This window comes from Streptomyces nojiriensis, assembly GCF_017639205.1.
GTDB classification, from domain to species: Bacteria; Actinomycetota; Actinomycetes; order Streptomycetales; family Streptomycetaceae; genus Streptomyces; species Streptomyces nojiriensis.
On record NZ_CP071139.1, the window covers coordinates 567269 to 583487 of the forward strand.

At 72.8% G+C, this 16219-nt stretch carries 13 protein-coding genes; 3 read left to right on the forward strand and 10 right to left on the reverse strand.

The features are described 5' to 3' along the window. Positions 1-3: 3 nt before the first annotated feature. Complete coding sequence (locus tag JYK04_RS02775; protein WP_229876448.1) at positions 4-684, reverse strand: M15 family metallopeptidase; 681 nt, start codon at positions 682-684, stop codon at positions 4-6. Continuing rightward, positions 681-1898 carry a PP2C family protein-serine/threonine phosphatase gene (locus JYK04_RS02780; protein ID WP_229876456.1) on the reverse strand — a complete coding sequence of 406 codons (1218 nt, stop codon included), beginning with the start codon at positions 1896-1898 and terminating at the stop codon, positions 681-683. The genes JYK04_RS02775 and JYK04_RS02780 overlap by 4 nt, the downstream gene beginning before the upstream one ends. Positions 1899-2170: 272 nt before the next feature. On the opposite strand from JYK04_RS02780, the gene hemC reads away from it, so the two are divergent. Continuing rightward, complete coding sequence (hemC, locus tag JYK04_RS02785; protein ID WP_189743560.1) at positions 2171-3103, forward strand: hydroxymethylbilane synthase; 933 nt, start codon at positions 2171-2173, stop codon at positions 3101-3103. Positions 3104-3762: 659 nt separating this feature from the next. On the opposite strand, the gene JYK04_RS02790 is transcribed toward hemC, so the two are convergent. The 4 genes from JYK04_RS02790 to JYK04_RS02805 form a co-directional block, all read right to left on the reverse strand. Then, positions 3763-5181 carry a serine/threonine-protein kinase gene (locus JYK04_RS02790; RefSeq protein WP_373297482.1) on the reverse strand — a complete coding sequence of 473 codons (1419 nt, stop codon included), beginning with the start codon at positions 5179-5181 and terminating at the stop codon, positions 3763-3765. After that, positions 5178-6011: a serine/threonine protein kinase gene (locus JYK04_RS02795; protein WP_189743562.1), complete on the reverse strand. Its 834-nt coding sequence runs from the start codon at positions 6009-6011 to the stop codon at positions 5178-5180. Before JYK04_RS02795 ends, JYK04_RS02790 begins: the two co-directional genes overlap by 4 nt. 122 nt (positions 6012-6133) lie before the next feature. Further along, entirely contained in the window at positions 6134-7654 is a 1521-nt protein-coding gene (locus JYK04_RS02800; RefSeq protein WP_189743564.1) for a DUF8189 domain-containing protein, read from the reverse strand. 32 nt (positions 7655-7686) lie between these two features. After that, entirely contained in the window at positions 7687-8613 is a 927-nt protein-coding gene (locus JYK04_RS02805; RefSeq protein ID WP_373297485.1) for an alpha/beta hydrolase, read from the reverse strand. A 353-nt stretch (positions 8614-8966) separates the two neighbouring features. On the opposite strand from JYK04_RS02805, the gene JYK04_RS02810 reads away from it, so the two are divergent. Both JYK04_RS02810 and JYK04_RS02815 read left to right on the forward strand, forming a co-directional pair. Beyond that, complete coding sequence (locus JYK04_RS02810; protein ID WP_229876458.1) at positions 8967-9530, forward strand: hypothetical protein; 564 nt, start codon at positions 8967-8969, stop codon at positions 9528-9530. A gap of 125 nt (positions 9531-9655) precedes the next feature. After that, positions 9656-9979: a hypothetical protein gene (locus JYK04_RS02815; RefSeq protein ID WP_189743566.1), complete on the forward strand. Its 324-nt coding sequence runs from the start codon at positions 9656-9658 to the stop codon at positions 9977-9979. 127 nt (positions 9980-10106) lie between these two features. Here the strand turns inward: JYK04_RS02815 and JYK04_RS02820 are convergent, their stop codons facing one another. The 4 genes from JYK04_RS02820 to JYK04_RS02835 form a co-directional block, all read right to left on the reverse strand. Then, positions 10107-10856, reverse strand: coding sequence for an SDR family oxidoreductase (locus JYK04_RS02820; RefSeq protein ID WP_189743568.1), 750 nt, complete (start codon positions 10854-10856; stop codon positions 10107-10109). Positions 10857-11012: 156 nt separating this feature from the next. Then, entirely contained in the window at positions 11013-11927 is a 915-nt protein-coding gene (locus JYK04_RS02825) for an AraC family transcriptional regulator (protein WP_189743570.1), read from the reverse strand. Positions 11928-12112: 185 nt separating this feature from the next. Then, positions 12113-13540, reverse strand: a complete 1428-nt coding sequence (gene rox / locus JYK04_RS02830) for a rifampin monooxygenase (RefSeq protein ID WP_189743572.1) — start codon at positions 13538-13540, stop codon at positions 12113-12115. A gap of 339 nt (positions 13541-13879) precedes the next feature. Beyond that, positions 13880-15451 carry a S8 family peptidase gene (locus JYK04_RS02835; protein ID WP_189743574.1) on the reverse strand — a complete coding sequence of 524 codons (1572 nt, stop codon included), beginning with the start codon at positions 15449-15451 and terminating at the stop codon, positions 13880-13882. Between the last annotated feature and the right edge of the window lie 768 nt (positions 15452-16219).

The following is a 16219-nucleotide window of genomic DNA, read 5'->3' on the forward strand; positions in this document are numbered from 1 at the left end:
GGTTCAGCCGCCCTGCTCGGAGAAGTGCTGGTAGTCCGGAGGGCTCCAGCGGCCGCCCCAGTACCAGCCGATCTCCCGGAAGGCCCGGGTCACGACCCCGTCGGGGGTGATCATCCCGGGGCGGGTGCCGACGCGGTCGAGATGGGCGCTCCCGTTCGGGGGATGGCTGGTGCCGCCGACGTCGACGTACGGGTTCTCGACCGGGTTGATGTCGACGGCGTCGCCCCAGGAGTGCCGGGACATCCGCGTCGGGTCTCCGGTGACCTTGCGGCAGTTGAAGGCGGAAGTGTTGTCGTCGGCCATCGCCGCGTCGTCGCTGCTTCCGTACTCGGCCATCACCCGCATGCGGCGGATCGGGAAGCGGGCGTCGAAAGCCTTCCCGAAGGCCCGCAGCACGGGGGCGACCACGTCCTCGTGTACCACCAGTTCGCCCCGGTGCACCGTGCCGTCGAAGCCCCAGTGGTTCATCCGGACGAGCCGCAGCCGCTCCGGCGGCACGGGGCAGCCGGGGTGGTGGGTGGCGGCGAGCTTCTCCGGGGGGACAGCCATGACCTGCGCGGACAGCGTCTTCACCTCGGGTTCGCGCGCGATCTGGAAGTGCGCCTCGGACCTTGCCCCTGTGCATGACAACGCCGTCGCGCACAGGGTGCCGGCCAGGGCGACGCAGGCGAGGCGATGGCTCACCGTTCCACCGTAGGTTCGCCCGGCCCCCCTGGCATGCCGGAGGGGCCGGCTCCAGGTTCCACGGGCGTGCGGGGCCGGGCCCGGGCTGCGAGTACGGCGACGTCGTCCTCCGCGTGCCGGGCGTCGAGGCCCGCCACGACGGCGTCCACCACCGCGTTCACCCCCGCCCCCACCGGGGGACGCACCGCCACCAGCCGGGCCAGTGATACGTCGATGTCCTCGCCCCGCCGCTCCACCAGCCCGTCGGTGAACATCAGCAGGGTCTCCTGCGGGGTGATCGTGCGCGTGACGGCTTCGTAGCCGCCGATGCCGGTGCCCAGGGGCGGGCCGACCGGGACGTCGACCAGCGAGGCCGAGCCGTCGGCCCCGAAGACCGCCGGTGGCAGGTGGCCGGCGCCGGCGAACATCGCGACGCCGCGCGCGGGATCGACGCGTACGAGCAGGCAGGTCGCGGGCCTGCGGGCCGCGTCGCCGGCGGCCAGGGCGTCGAGCTGGCGCAGGACGCGGTGTGGGGCGAGGTCCGTCGACGCCACGTCGCGCAGGGTGGAGCGGTACGCGTTCATGTCCACGGCCGCGTCGAGCCCGTGGCCCATCACGTCTCCGACCACGAGCAGGGTGCGCCCGTAGTGGAGGCGGATGGTCTCGAACCAGTCGCCTCCCACCAGTGCCCGGGGGCCGGCCGGCAGATAGCGGCTGGCCACCTCCAGGTTGGGGTGCGGGCGGCCCGGTTCCGACACGAGCGCCCGTTGGAGGTTCGAGACGGTGTCCTCGGTGGCGGCCAGCTGCCGCGCGTGCCCCAGGTGCACCGCCGCCAGCCGGGCCGCGAAGTGGACCGTCGCCGCCTCGTGGTCGCCGAACCCCGCCCGGGCCCGTACGGCGGTCACCATTCCGTGGGCCTGTTCCCGGTCGGGCAGCGGGACGGCGAGGACGTGGACCGGAACGCCGTCGGCGACGGTCGCCCACTCGGAGAGCTGATGTCCGCCGTCCGTCGCCCGTACCGAGGGCGCCGCGCCGGTGCCTGCCGTCAGCAGCGCGACGGCTCCCGCCGTCGCCACGCGGCGGGATCCGCCGTCCTCCGCCAGGAGGTCCACGGCGACCGCGTCGCACACGCTCCGGGACAGGAATCCGGCCAGTTCCTGGCAGGTGGTCACCGCGTCGAGGGTCGTACCGATCTGCCCGACGGCGGCCTCGGCCGCCCGGACACGGGCCCACAACCCCTCGGGCCCACCCGCGGACCCGGTGGGCCTCCCGCCACGCTCCGGCAACGGACCTCCTCGCCATGGACCGCCGATACAGCCATTGCAGCAGGAGTACCGGGCACAGGCACGCACGGCGCGCCTCGCGGGCCGTCCGGTCCGGGGACCGGGCGTGGCGCGTCCGGTTCCTCGAACAGGTTCCCGAGGCAGCCAACTTCCCTGCCCCGCTCGGCGGATGGCCGTCCGGCGCCGGTGCCCGCCGACCGAGCCGGAGGGCGTATCGTGCCCGCATGCCCGCCGATCCGATCCGCATCGTCTCCCGCGATTCGCCGATGGCCCTCGCCCAGGTGGAGCGCGTCCGCGCCGAGCTCGCCGCACTCCACCCGGGGATCAGGACCACGGTCCTGCCGGTGAAGACCACCGGTGACAAGTGGATGGGAGACCTCGCGCAGGTCGAGGGCAAGGGCGCGTTCACCAAGGAGGTCGACGCCGCGGTCCTCTCCGGTGCGGCCGACCTCGCCGTGCACTGCGTCAAGGACGTCCCGGCCGACCGTCCGCTGCCCGCCGGAACGGTCTTCGCGGCGTTCCTGGAACGCGACGACATCCGCGATGCCCTCATCCACCCGGAGGGGCTCACCCTCGACCGGCTCCCGCCCGGTACCCGCGTCGGGACCTCCTCCGTGCGCCGGATCGCCCAGCTCGCCGCCGCGTACCCGCACCTGGAGTGCGTGCCGATGCGCGGGAACGCCAACAGGCGCCTGGAGAAGCTCGCCGCCGGTGAGGCGGACGCGCTCCTCCTCGCCGCCGCCGGCCTCCACCGCATCGGCCGCGCGGACGCCATCACGGAAATCATCCCGGTGGACACCCTGATGCCGCCGATCGGCGCCGGTGTCCTCGCGCTCCAGTGCCGGGAGGACGACACCGGACTCGTCGACACGGTCAGCGCCCTCGGCCACCCGGACACGCACCGCGAGACGGTCGCCGAGCGGATGCTCCTCCATGTCCTCCAGGGCCACTGCAACAGCCCGATCGCGGGGTACGCGCGGGCGGAACGCGGAGGGGATCTCTCCCTCCGCGCCTGCGTGTTCTCCCCGGACGGCAAGGAGGTCCTGAACGCGCACGAGTGGGCCGGCCGCCTCGACCCGGCCACCCTCGGCACGTCCGTGGCCGTCGCCCTCCTCCGGCAGGGCGCCCGCGAGCTGATCGACAGCATTCCGCACTGACCCCGCCCCCGTGCGGGCCGGCGCCCGTTCCCGGTCCGGCCCGCCTCGGTACCAGGCACTGCCCAGACCCCCGTCCGGGGCAGTGCGTTCGCCGGGGCCCGGCCGTCCTATGCGGCCGGTGCCAACGCGGCGGGCGTCAACGCGGCCAGCGCGAAATCGTCTCGGGTCAACTCCACGGACACTCCTCGTAGAACGGATCACTGTCAGGTCCTCGCGGGCGGAAAACACCTTCGGGCAGCGGTCCTTCGGTGCGGCACACCCGTCCGGCGGGCCTGCTGTCCGCACCCCGCGAGAACGATCACCACGCTATGGCCGCACGAACCACCGGGCCCAGGGCAGCTCACGCCAGCCAGGGGACCGTCCGCGCCACGGGGGGACCGACAACGGCGCCTGAGCGCTGCCGCACAGCGCTCCCTCGTCCCCCTCCGTGTCCCCCTGGCCGCCAGGACACCCCGCCGGCACGACGCCCTGATCGAGCTCTACGGCATCCGCAACATGGGACCTCAGCATCGACGCGATCGCCGCCCGCAGCGGCTACGCCGACGCTCGCGCGCCCTGCGCCGGGCGGTACAGCGCTGGTACGGCGCCGTGCCGGCGGCCCTGCGCCGAACCGGTCACCCGGGCCCCGCCGGGGAGTCCCGCCGCGAAGTCGGGGTTGACTAACTCGTGATGGGTGCCGGGCACCCCGGGAGTTCCGGGCGGTCCTTCGTCCGTACGGCCGGCAGCCACGCCCGGGCGTCCGGGTCCGGGCCGGGCAGCCGGACCCTGAACCAGTGCGTGGACTGCAGGTCCGACTCGTCGACGACGGCCTCGCCGCGCAGCAGTTGGCAGTCGGCGTCGAGGACGTCGGCGTGCCAGACCCGGGTCGGGACGACGTTTCCCGCGGTGTAGGGCCGCAGGGGGTCGACCGCCAGGCCGAGGCTGCACTGCGGGTCCCGGTCCGTCCGGTCCTGGCAGGCCCGTTCGGCGTTGAACACCCGGATCCGGCGGGGTGGTTCCTCGGCCGCCTCCCGGGCGGCGTACGGCCAGACGGCGGAACCGACCGCCCCGCACGCCGCCACGGCCACGAGGACGGCCCGCGCCGTCCGCCCGAGGCGGACCGGCCGACTCCGGCGGGCCGGCTCAGGACCGCCGGCCCACTGGGCCGTGATCCGCTCCAGCAGGCTCCCGGCGGTGTGCGCGGCGCGGGCGGCGTGTGTCGGAGCGAGGCAGTCGGCGGCCAGCGCCCGCCAGAACTCCGGGATCCCGTGGGCCATGCGCAGCGGTGCGCGCCCCGCCGCGTACTCCTGGACGGCGGCTCCGCGCGCCACCGGGGTGGCGCCGGGGAACAGCGGGGCGCCGGAGGCGAAGACTTCGTGGATCACGATGCCCAGGGCCCAGATGTCGGCGCTCGGGCGGATCTCCACGCCCTGCTCCCCGAGCGGGGCCTTCCAGCGCTCGGGCGGGAGGTAGTCCAGGGTGCCCATCGGGGGCGCGTACCCGTGCGTACCGGTCAGCTCGGTGGCGAGCCCGAAGTCCGAGAGCTTGACCGAGCCGTCCTGGCCGATGAGGACGTTCTCGGGCTTGAGGTCGGCGTGCACCCAGCCGACGCGGTGCAGGTGGGCGAGGCCTTCGCAGATCCCGGCGATCAGCCGGCCGCCTTCGGCCTCGGTCACCCCGGAGTCGAGCAGGTCCCGCAGGCTGCCGGTGGCCCGTTCCATGACCAGCACGACGGCCCCGTCCAGGGCCGGGTGGTCCGGTGCGGTCAAGACGGTGCTGTCCAGCAGCCGGACGAGCCGCGGGTGCCCCGCGCGGACTCCGATCTCCACTTCGCGCCGGGCGGCCTCGGCCACGTTCCGGGCCTGGCGCGGGGCGAGTCCGGCGGTGGGCATGATCTTCAGGGCCACCTCCGCGGGCTCCCCGCGCCCGGCTGCGGCCCGCGCCGCGCGCTCGTCGGCCCGGCGGCCGGCGTAGACGGTGGCCCAGCCGCCGGCTCCGATCGGTTCGGTGACCGCCCAGTCGCCCACCCGGTGGCCCGGGGGCAGCAGTTCGGTGTGGCTGCTGTCCCACCAGGCGCCCAGGCCCTGCACCCGCGTCACGTCGCCGACCGCCCCCGGGCGGCCGGTTCGGCCCGGGGCGGCAGCAGCGTGAGGTGTTCTTCCCGCACGATGCCGAACCGCAGGGCGATCCCGACGACCGCGTCCCGCTTGCCATTGCGCCGGTCAACGGCGCCGGTACCGCTACCGCTACCGGCTTCGGATACGGCGGCGGCGGCCGGGAGACCGATGCGCAGTTTCTCGTCGGCCAGGTAGTCGATGTGCGAACTGACCGCGCGCGCCGTGAGCCTGCCGCCGGCGGCGTGTCCCCGCAGACGTTCGACCACCTGCGGGGTGGTGGGCACCGAGACGGGCGACTGGTCGCGCAGCCAGGGCTCGCAGAGGGCGACGAGCACCAGGAAGTAGGTGGCCGTCTCGTCCAGGGAGTACGCCGTCACGGTGCGGCTGGCCCAACTGCCGCCGGTACCGGGCGGATCCAGGTAGACGTGGTCGGGGGCGAACACCTGGAAGGAGACCGTGGTGCCACGGCGCGTGGGCAGCACCACCCGGGCGAACTCGAAGGGGATGGGCGCCCCGGCCCGTCGCGGGGACACCCTCAGGTACTCGCCGGCCCCTTCCGGATTCTCCACGAGATAGCTCTGGGTGGTGCTGTGGTTGGTCAGTTGCCAGTGGTCCTCGGTGACCCGGATCTCCCCGGCCAGCCGGGAGATCGCCTCGTCGGCGAGGCGCAGCTCGACCGGTGTGGTCGAGGATCCGCGCCCGAACCGTACGACCTCGCCCGGCCCGAGCCGTAAGGTCACCGCACCGCCACCCGGCTCCCCGTCGGCGACGCCGCCGCTTCCCTGCGGCAGATGCACGACAATGCCGCTCACCGTTCCCCCCGTCCGACGTGTTGACAAGACGTCGGACTGGGAACGTTACCGGCTGGAAGCGCGGCTGCACGGTGGGACATCGGCCATTTCCGACGTCCCCGGCAGGGTCTGCGGGCGGCGGGTCAGTTGACGGCCGGGCCGGCGGTGTCGCCGACCCAGGCCCAGCCGGACCAGGTGGAGAACCCGGTCTGCCATTTGTGGAAGACACCGGCGCCACTGGTCCCGAAGACCTCGATCCGGCCGTCGGCATTGGTGGTGGCGGTGATCTCGGTGCCGCCACCACCGAATTCGGCCCATTCGCTGTAGGGCGCGTTGACTCCGGTCTGCCAGGTCTTCATGGCGGCGCCGCTGTTGATGGCGAAGACCTCGACGCGGCCATCGGCGGTGCGGTCGCTGGTGAGCTGCGAGCCGGCAGGTCCGCCGGAGGGTTCCCATTCCGACCAACCGGCGCCACTGGTCTGGTACTTGTGGAAGACACCGACCGGGCCGGAGGCGAAGACCTCCAGCCGGCCGTCGGCGTTGTGGTCGACGGTCAGATCGTGCCCGCCACCACCGAAGTCCTCCCAGGCGGACCAACCGCCGTTGACGGCCGTCTGGTACTGGTGCTGGAAGGTGTCCCCGTTGACCGCGAAGACTTCCAGCCGCCCGTCAGCGGATTTCTCCATCTCGATCCGGCCCTGCACCGGCCCGCCGCCCGTCGGCTCCCATCCGGACCAGCCACCGTTGGGCGCGAGCTGGTAGCGGTGGAAGATCCCGGCCGGACCCGAGGCGAACACCTCGATACGACCGTCCGCATTGGCGCCGGCCGCGATGTCGCGACCCCCGCCCCCGAAGGACTCCCACCCGGACCAGCCACCGGAAGGCGCGAGCTGGTAGCGGTGCTGGAAGGTGCTGCCGTTGATCGCGAACATCTCCAGCCGGCCGTCCGCGTTCGCGGCGATGGCCAGCTCGCCGTTGCCGGGACCGCCCAGGCTCTCCCATGCGGACCAGCCGCGGTTGGCGTCGGTCTGCCAGGCGTGGTGGACACCGTCGGCGCCGGCCGCGAACACCTCCAGCCGACCGTCGGCCGACCGGGCCGACACCACCCGGCCCGACTCCACCGGATGCACGAGAGGGGCGGGACCGGGGCCCGGACCCTGGCCCGGTGTGCAGGGCATTTCCACCCCGCGCTCCGCGAGGTAGGGGACGGGGTCGGTGCGGATGCTCGCATTCGCGTCGGCCCAGACCCTCAGATGGAGGTGGGGGCCGCTGGACTGGCCTTCGCTGCCCATGAGGGCGATGCGCTGTCCGGCCGTCACACGGTCGCCGACGGCGACGTCCCGCTGCTTCATGTGCCCGTACTCGGTCACCGTCCCGTCGCCGTGACGGATGCGGATCCACTGGCCGTAGCCGGGTTCGTAGCCCGAGACGGTGACCTCGCCGTCGCCCACGGCGTGGATCGGGGTGCCGTAGTCGTTCGCGATGTCGATGCCGTTGTGCTCCTGGCTGTAGTACTGGGATATGAAGCCGGACGTCGGGCACGAGGCGGCGAAGGCCGCGGTGCGGGCAGCGGCGGTGGACGGGGCCACCAGCGCCGGCAGTGCCGCGGCGGCCGCCGCCGCCAGAACCAGTACCGACGCGCGTCGGGACATACCGAGAAGCACGTGACGTTCCTCCCCCTGGGTCGTCGAGCCGGTCAGGCCTTGCGGAGCCGCGCGATGATGCCGTTGATGTCGTGGTCCAGCAGGTCGTGGCGGACGAAGTGGCCGCCGGGCACCTCGTGCGACTCGTGCGGGATCCCGGCGCGGTCGAGGAGGCCGCGGAACTCCCGCTGACCGGCGAGCACCTGTGTCTCGTTGGCGGTGTCGAACCAGCTGATCGGGTCGGGACTGGTGCCCGCGACCAGGAAGACCCGCTTGTTGCGGTAGCTCTCGATGCGCTGCACCGGGTTGTCCGCGTTCACCCGCGCCTCGTCCCACAGCGGCGCGCCGTAGACCGTACCGCCGCCCAGGTCCAGGGCCGCGGAGGAGAGGTTGGCCCAGTGGGTCACGAGGCCGTTGTCGCGGCGCATGCTGGCCGGGCCGGAGTGGGCGCTGACCGAGGCGAAGTGGCCCCAGTACTTGGCGGCGTACTTCAGCGCGCCGAAGCCGCCCATCGAGAAGCCGCCGACGGCCCGGCCGTCGTATTCGGCGAAGGTACGGAAGTTCGCCTCGACCCACGGCAGCAGCTGAGCGATGTGGAAGTGCTCCCAGTTCCGGGGACCGACGTTCGAGCTCACCGGGTTGGAGTACCAGCCCGCGTGGCCGCCGTCCGGCATCACCACGATGATCGGCTTGCCCGCGGTCCAGTCGCGGATGCGCTCGCGGTCGAAGGTGATGAAGTCCTGGTCCGTGCCGCCGCCGTGGAAGAGGTAGAGGACGGGATAGGTGCGCCCGCTCCAGTGGTAGTCGTCGGGGAGCAGCACGTTCACCGCCGGATCCCAGCCGATGGCTTCGGTGTCGAACCGGTAGTACCACATCCGGTGGTCGTTCTCGTTGCGGTCCACGATGCGCAGGCCGAAGCCGTCGCCGACCGCCGCGGCCGGGGACGCCGCCGACAGGACGCCTCCGGCGCCCAGGGCCATCGCGGCCGAGAGCCCGCCGGCCGTCTTGAGGATGTTCCTGCGGGTGGGGTGGTTCGCGGCCAACGGGGCCTCCTGGTCGGAAGGGTGCGACGCCGGTCGGTGGCTGCGGATCCGGCGCGCAGCGGTGTGGGCTGGCGGTGGGGAACCTAGCAACGGGGCCCGGGACCAGGGGATCCGGAACATTGCGGGATGACAGACGGGCGCGGCTCGGGTAGGGCTGGGCGGGTCCGGCTGGGCCGGGGCGGCCGTCGCGTGCGGATCTCTCGCCGGAGGGGTGCCGCCGTGTCGTCCGCACGGCGCGCTGCCCGCCCGCCTGCGGGACGGGGCCGTCGGCCGGCCCTACCGTAGGCGCCATGGCCCCTGACGAGATGCCCCCGGCCGGGTACCCCGGCGGCGCCGTCCCCGGCGCGGACGACGAGCGGGCCTTCGATCGCGATCCGCACTTCGCCGCCGCGCGGCTGAAGGAGCGGCTGTACGCGACCATCGCCATGATCTCGGTGGTGATCGGGCTCGCGGGCTCCGATCACATCAGCGCCACCGGAGCCGCCGCGACCGTCCTGACCGCGGCGGTGGGCCTCTGGCTGGCCGCGCTGGTCGCGGACCAGCAGGCCCACCGTGTCGTCCACGGGCGTCTGGCGACCGGCCGCGAACTGCGCCGCATGCTGTCCGTCAGCAGCCCGCTGCTGCTGTCCGCCGCGGGACCGCTGGTCCTGATCGGTGCGGCGGCGCTCGGGCTGATGGCGGTGGACACCGCCCTGCTGGTCTCGGCGGGGGTGAGCGTCGCCGGGCTGTTCACGTGGGGGTGGTACGGCGGCATCCGCATGGGTGTCGGCACGGGTCTGGCCCTGCTGGCCGGCACCCTGGACGCGGCCATCGGCACCGCGGTCGCCCTGGTCAAGGCCGCCGCCGGCCACTGATCGCCGCCCGCGGCCCGCCCTGGCGCCCTGCCCGCGCGGGCCGCGCTGCCGCGGGGACGCGAGAATCCCGGACCCGCCGTAGCGTGGAAGCATCAGAGGCACTCCGCGGTGAGGGGCGATGCGCCATGACCTGGGCTTCGTGGACGACGACAGGCGTCTTCGCCGGACGAGGCGGAGTACGCACCGACGAGGCGGGAGTCCTCACTGGCGACCTGACCGTGCACACCACCTGGTCGAGCCCGGAGGCCCATGTGGCGGTGCAGTACAGCGGAGGCTCGGACTGGTTCACCGTGACCGGCAGTCCGGTGCGCTGCGAGTCCGAGGAGTTCAGCCGCCTCCTGCATCAGACCGTGGTGGATGCCGTACGCGCCGACGGAGCCGCCACGGTCCCTCAGGACCTGCCGGAGGACGCCGCCCGCCCGGTCCCCCCGCGCGCGCCGGCCCCCTGACCGGCTCCGGCTCCGGTGCCGGTGCCGGTGCCGGTGCCTGCGCTGGTGCCGGTGCCTGCGCTGGTGCCGGTGCCTGCGCCTGCGCTGGTGCCCGTACCTGTGCCGAGACCAGGCTCCAGGCAGTCGATCACTTCGCCTGGGCGAGCCGGACCGCGTCGGCACCGGCCGGGAACCGCAGCTGGCCGGTCGTGTCGTGGACGGCCCGCCACACGGTCTCGGCGACGTCGCCCTCCCTGGTGTACAGGTCCTGGCCGGTGAACTCCTCCATGACCTTCTTCGCGAAGGCCGCGTAGGGCGCCGGAACCAGTTCGTCCGGCGACCCGTCGTTGGTCGCCCGGTGTCCGAAGTTCGTCGTCAGGCAGGCGCCCGGCTCGACCGTCTTGGCCTGTACGCCGAAGGGCGCGAGTTCGAGTGCGAGGGATGCGGTGAACCCCTCGACGGCCATCTTGCTCGCCTTGTAGACGGCCGTGAGCGGCATGTGGCCCAGCACCACGCTGGAGGTCACGTTGACGATCACGCCGGAGCCGCGCTCACGGAATCGGGGCAGTACCGCCTGGGTCATCGCCATCACGCCGAACGTGTTGGTCTCGAAGACCTCCCGCACCCGGGCCATGGGAGTGCCCTCGAACACCCCGATCGAGGGGACGCCCGCGTTGTTGACCAGGACGTCGACGGGCCCCGCCGCTTCGAGCGCGGCGCTGATGCTCCCGGGCTCGGTCACGTCGAGCTCGACGACGCGGAGCCGGTCCGACTCGGGCAGGACGACCGTATGCGGGGTCCGCATGGTGGCGATGACGTTCCACCCCTGCTCGTGGAAGTAGCGGGCGGTCTCCCGGCCGTAGCCGGAGGAGGTACCGGTGATCAGAACGGTCTTCATGGTGTGCCCCTCGCGATGTGGTGGGATCCACGGGCGGACAGGCATTTTCCTGCTGCCCGGAAGAACCTCTGACCCCATTGAATCGCTCTGACCTGCACGAATAGTAGAACTATCCTCGCCTCTCCTTGCACGATCCTCCCTCCTTACCGGCCTCGCTCAGGGGAGGGCTCCTACGGGTGCCGGCGTGCGTACGGTGCTCCGCAGGCGGGCCGCGTCCCGGCTCGGTGGCTCGCCGAACTGGCGGCGGTACTCGCGGCTGAACTGCGACGGGTTGTCGTAGCCGACGCGGTGGCCGACCCCCGTGACGTCACCCGGGTGCATGGCGAGCAGCAGCCGGGCCTCCTGGAGCCGGATCTGCTTCTGGAACTGGATGGGGCTCATCGCGGTCACCGCCTGGAAGTGGCGGTAGAACGCGGAGACGCTCATGCCCGACAGCCGCGCCACGTCCTCGACCCGGAAGGGCTCGGCATAGTGCTCGCGGATCCAGCGCACGGCCCGGGACACGTGGCTGAGGCCGCTGTCGGCGAGGCCGAGCTGGCGCACCGCCGCCCCCTGCTCGCCGGTGATCACACGCCACAGGATCTCCCGCTTGACCAGCGGGGCGAGCACGGCCCGGTCGCGGGGCTCGTCGAGCAGGCGCAGCATCCGGACCACCGCGTCGAGCAGGGCCGGCGGGGCGTCGCTGACGGCCATCCCCGACGGCGCGGCGCCCGAGCCGGCACGGGGGATGTCCCCGGGACCGGCCTGCAGCAGCAGTTCGGCGATGGCGGACGGTTCGAGCACGAGGCCGAAGCCGAGGGCCGGCCGGTCGGGGGCGGCCTGGGTGAACTGCCCGGTGACCGGCAGGTCGACGGATGCCACCAAGTACTGTCCGGATCCGTACTCGTAGACCCTCTCGCCCAGCGCGAGCCGTTTGGCGCCCTGCGCGATGACGGCCAGGACCGTGCCCGACATGGAGGGCGCGGGCGGATCCGGCCGGTCGACCTTCGAGATCAGCACGCCGTCGACGGCAGTGGTCCAGTCGGGGCGGGCGTGCCGCGCCAGCAGGGTGCGGAGCTCTTCGAGGCACATGCCACCATTGCAGCACCCTTTGGGTCCACGCCTCGCAGGAGCGCGAGGATCGTGCAAGCAGCAGCGCGCATCGTGCCACGTGCCCGCAGGTCGGGGCGTTGACCGGATCAGCCCTCTTTCTCCCATCGGTCTCGGACGGTCATTCTCGGCACGCTTGGCCGGGAATGACCGATGCGCAGCAGAACCTAGGGGATGGCCGCGCCGAACCATGTGGGCAGCCGGTCGAGCAGGTCCTGCTGGTCGTCGCCGACCCATGCCACGTGGCCGTCCGGCCGCAGCAGCACCGCGGGCACGTCCAGTTCCTCGCTGATGTCGACGACGTGGTCGATCCGGTCCGCCCAGCCCGCCACCGAGAGCCGGCCGGTCCGGTCCAGCAGCAGTCCGCGGCCGCCGTGCATCAGCTCGTAGAGGCTCCCCTGCTTCAGGGCGATGTCCCGCATCCGCCGGCCGAGCAGTTCGTGGCCCTCGCCGAAGTCGTAGCGGAGCCCGATGGCGGTGATCTTCTCGATCAGGTACCGGTTGACGTTCTCGAACTCGATCAGCTCGGACAGCAGCCTGCGCACCGCCCGGGCGCCGGGCTCCGTGGACATCAGCTCCATCTGCGCGCGCGTGTTGTCCAGCACGTCGGCGGCCACCGGGTGCCGTTCGGTCTCGTACGTGTCGAGCAGCCCCTCCGGCGCCCAGCCGCCCACCTCGGCGGCCAGCTTCCAGCCGAGGTTGAAGGCGTCCTGGATGCCCAGGTTGAGGCCCTGCCCGCCGGTCGGCGGGTGGATGTGGGCCGCGTCGCCGGCCAGCAGCACCCGGCCGACCCGGTAGCGCTCGGCCTGCCGGGTGGCGTCGCCGAACCGCGACAGCCAGCGCGGCGAGTGCACGCCGAAATCGGTGCCGCCGACGGCCCGCAGCCGTTGCTTGAACTCCTCGAAGGTGGGCGGGACGGCCCGGTCCTGCGCCACCCCCTCGGCGGGCACGACGACGCGGTACACCCCGTTGCCGAAGGGCGCCGCGCCGAACCGCAGCTGCGTCTTGCGCACTTCGGCCATCACGGCGGCCAGCGTCTCGGGCTCCGCGGTCAACTCCATCTCGCCCAGCAGCGTCTCGACCCGGGAGGGCTCGCCGGGGAAGCCGACGCCGAGCAGCTTGCGCACCGTACTGCGGCCGCCGTCGCACCCGACGAGATAGCGCGAGCGCAGCCGCGTACCGTCGGCCAGCTCGACGTCCACCCCGTCCTCGTCCTGGCTCAGCCCCACCAGTTCGCAGCCCCGCCGGATCTCCGCACCCAGCTCGGCGGCGCGCTCGGCCAGCAGGCGATCTGTGATCGTCTGGGGGATGCCGAGGACGTACGAGTGGGCGGTGTCCATCCGGTCGGGCCATGTCGTGCCGAGGCCGGCGAAGAAGCCGCCGACCTCGTAGCGCCGGCCGTGCTCGAGGAACCGGTCCAGCAGGCCGCGCTGGGCCATCACCTCGATGCTGCGCACGTGGAGGCCGAGTGCGCGGACGTACGGGGTCGGCTCCGTCTCCTTCTCCAGTACGAGCACGTGCACACCGTGCAGCCTCAACTCGCAGGCCAGCATGAGACCGGTCGGCCCGCCGCCGACAACGATCACGTCAATCATCAGGATTCCCCGTTCGACAAGGTTGCGTCCCGCCAGTCGCTCCGCGCCCCCGCGGGCCCGTACGTACGCAGGCATAGCTGTACGTACGTCACGAATCCCTGATTTCGTCAGGTTCTGGCTTCGGTCGGAGATTCTGCTCCACGACCGGGGTCTTGCCGCAAGGCCCCTGGTGCGCTATATCTTGAGAGTGGCAAGGAGTGAGTGACCTCCTTGCCTTTTCTTTTTGCCGTCTGCGGTGAGGACGCGGCCCGGCGCGGACGCAACGCGGCGGGGGCGACCACCCTGTGGTCGCCCCCGCCTGTTCATCGCGGCTCGGAAGTCACGCGCCGTCCCCTGGACTCAGAACTGCAGCGCCCACGAGTCGATCTTGCCGGTGTCGACGTTCGCGTTGTCGTTCACGCGGAGCTTCCAGACTCCGTTGGCGACCTCGGCGGAGGCGTCGACCGTGAAGGTCTTGACGATGTTGTCCGCGCTGCCGCCGGCGCGGTTGTGCAGGGTGTAGACGGTGCCGTCGGGCGCGACCAGGTCCACCTTGAGGTCGCCGATGTACGTGTGCTTGATGTCGACGGCGACGGCCAGCGACGCCGGGGCGTTGCCGGCGACCCCGCCGACGGTGACGGGCGACTCGACGGTGGCGTTGTCGTTGATCGCGTAGTCGGCGGTGTTCTCGAAGCGCTTGCCGGGCGGGACGGTGCCGCCGTCGCCCACGTTGAGCAGCAGGTTCGGGGAGCCCGTGCCGGGGCTGGTCACCACGTTCGGGGTCGCGGCGCCCACCAGGCCGTCGCGGACCTGGGCGGGGGTGCTGGCCGGGTTCTGCGCCAGGTACAGCGCCGCCGCGCCGACCACGTGCGGGGTGGCCATCGAGGTGCCGGAGATGGTGTTGGTGGCCGTGTCGCCGGTGCCCCACGAGGAGGTGATGGAGGAGCCCGGCGCGAAGATGTCCAGGACGGTGCCGTAGTTGGAGTAGCTGGCCTTGGCGTCGGTGTTGGTGGTGGCGCCTACCGTGATGGCCTCGGCCACGCGCGCCGGTGACTTCGTCGAGGCGTTGGTGGACTCGTTGCCCGCGGCGACGCCGTAGGTGATGCCGGAGGCGATGGAGTTGCGTACGGCCGTGTCGAGCGCGGAGTCCGCTCCGCCGCCGAGCGACATGTTGGCCACCGCCGGCTTGACCGCGTTGCGGGTGACCCAGTCGATGCCCGCGACGACCTGGGCCGTCGTGCCGCTGCCGTTGTTGTCGAGCACGCGGACGCCGACGATCTTGGCCTTCTTGGCCACGCCGTACGCGCCGCCCGCGACGGTGCCGGCGACGTGCGTGCCGTGGCCGTGGCCGTCCTGGGCGGTGTTGTCGTTGTCGATGGCGTCGTAGCCGTAGGAGGCGCGGTCGCCGAAGTCCTGGTGCGTGATGCGGACACCGGTGTCGATGATGTAGGCGGTGACGCCCTCGCCGGCCTTGTCCGGGTAGGTGTAGCTCTGGTTGAGCGGGAGCGCGCGCTGGTCGATGCGGTCCAGGCCCCAGGACGGCGGGTTGGGCTGGGTCGCGTCGACGGTGAAGACACGGTTCTGCACGACGGACCTGACCGCCGGGTCGGCGGCGAGCTTCTTCGCCTGCGCCTCGGAGACCTCGACGGAGTAGCCGTTGAGGGCGGCGCTGTAGGTCTTGTCGATCTTCGCGCCGTACCGCTTGGCGACGGCCTTGCCGCTGTCGGCGGTGGAGCGCGCGGCGGAGTCCTTCAGGGTCACGATGTAGCTGCCGGAGACGGTCCCGGCGGCACCGGCGTTCTCGATGACGCCCTGGGGGCCGCTGTCGGCCGCCGAGGCGGGTAACGCGGCGGCCGCGCCGAGCGCGAGGGCGGCGACGGCGGTCGCGCCGATGCCGGCGAGCCTCCGGCGGGTGTGACGCATCACGGACATGTGGGGGGTCCTCCTCTGGGTGGGCACTGCGGGTGGAACAGCGGCCTGACGGAGCCGTGGATATAGGCATGACCATGACAATGCGAAGCCCGACAGGCCGTCGTCTACGAAAGGTTGACCCAGCCCCGACGCACCCACAAGGGGTCCACGGATGCGTAACATCCCTGCCATGTCCCGGTCATGATTGAGCAAAGGTGCGCCGCACATGACGTAGGCACGGCCCGGTCGCGCCGGCTCCGGGCCGGCCCCGGGCCAGGCACCCGCGCCGCCGCACGGACGGCTCCCCGGCCCCGCCCGGTGCGCGGCTCTCCCGGACACCGCGATTTCCCGCCGACCCCGGCCGTGGTACCCCACCGGCCGCAGGGTCGGACCCGTCCTCGCCGTACGGGTCCGGCCCGCTGCCGCCTGGGATGTTCCCGGTGCCCCCGGAGGAGGGGCCCACCTCGGCCGCCCCGCCGACCGGGCGGGTTCACGCCAAACGGAACATCCTCGTCCCGCGCCTGCCGTACGAGGGCCCGGGGTGCCCGAACCCACACGGACCCGGCCCTGCGGCCGTCCGCCGGAGCCGGCCCCGACGGACGGCTGCGACCGCGTGGGGACGCCCCTGGCCGCGTACCGCGCACGGTCCGCGCCGAGTTGTGAAACTTTCGTGCCCGCGGCCCTCGCCCGGCTCTGCCCGGCCCGGCCCGGTGGCCCCGTGGTATCCCCCGGCCTCCCCCGGACGGGGGAGGCGGGTGCGACAGGCGGCGGATGCGGCCGCCCGGAGCC

Coding starts and splice junctions, on each gene's coding strand:
- rox (WP_189743572.1), bottom strand. CDS start 13,540: ATGATTGACGTGATCGTTGTCGGCGGCGGGCCGACCGGTCTCATGCTG.
- JYK04_RS02815 (WP_189743566.1), top strand. CDS start 9,656: ATGACCTGGGCTTCGTGGACGACGACAGGCGTCTTCGCCGGACGAGGC.
- JYK04_RS02810 (WP_229876458.1), top strand. CDS start 8,967: ATGGCCCCTGACGAGATGCCCCCGGCCGGGTACCCCGGCGGCGCCGTC.
- JYK04_RS02805 (WP_373297485.1), bottom strand. CDS start 8,613: ATGGCCCTGGGCGCCGGAGGCGTCCTGTCGGCGGCGTCCCCGGCCGCG.
- JYK04_RS02835 (WP_189743574.1), bottom strand. CDS start 15,451: ATGTCCGTGATGCGTCACACCCGCCGGAGGCTCGCCGGCATCGGCGCG.
- JYK04_RS02820 (WP_189743568.1), bottom strand. CDS start 10,856: ATGAAGACCGTTCTGATCACCGGTACCTCCTCCGGCTACGGCCGGGAG.
- JYK04_RS02825 (WP_189743570.1), bottom strand. CDS start 11,927: ATGTGCCTCGAAGAGCTCCGCACCCTGCTGGCGCGGCACGCCCGCCCC.
- hemC (WP_189743560.1), top strand. CDS start 2,171: ATGCCCGCCGATCCGATCCGCATCGTCTCCCGCGATTCGCCGATGGCC.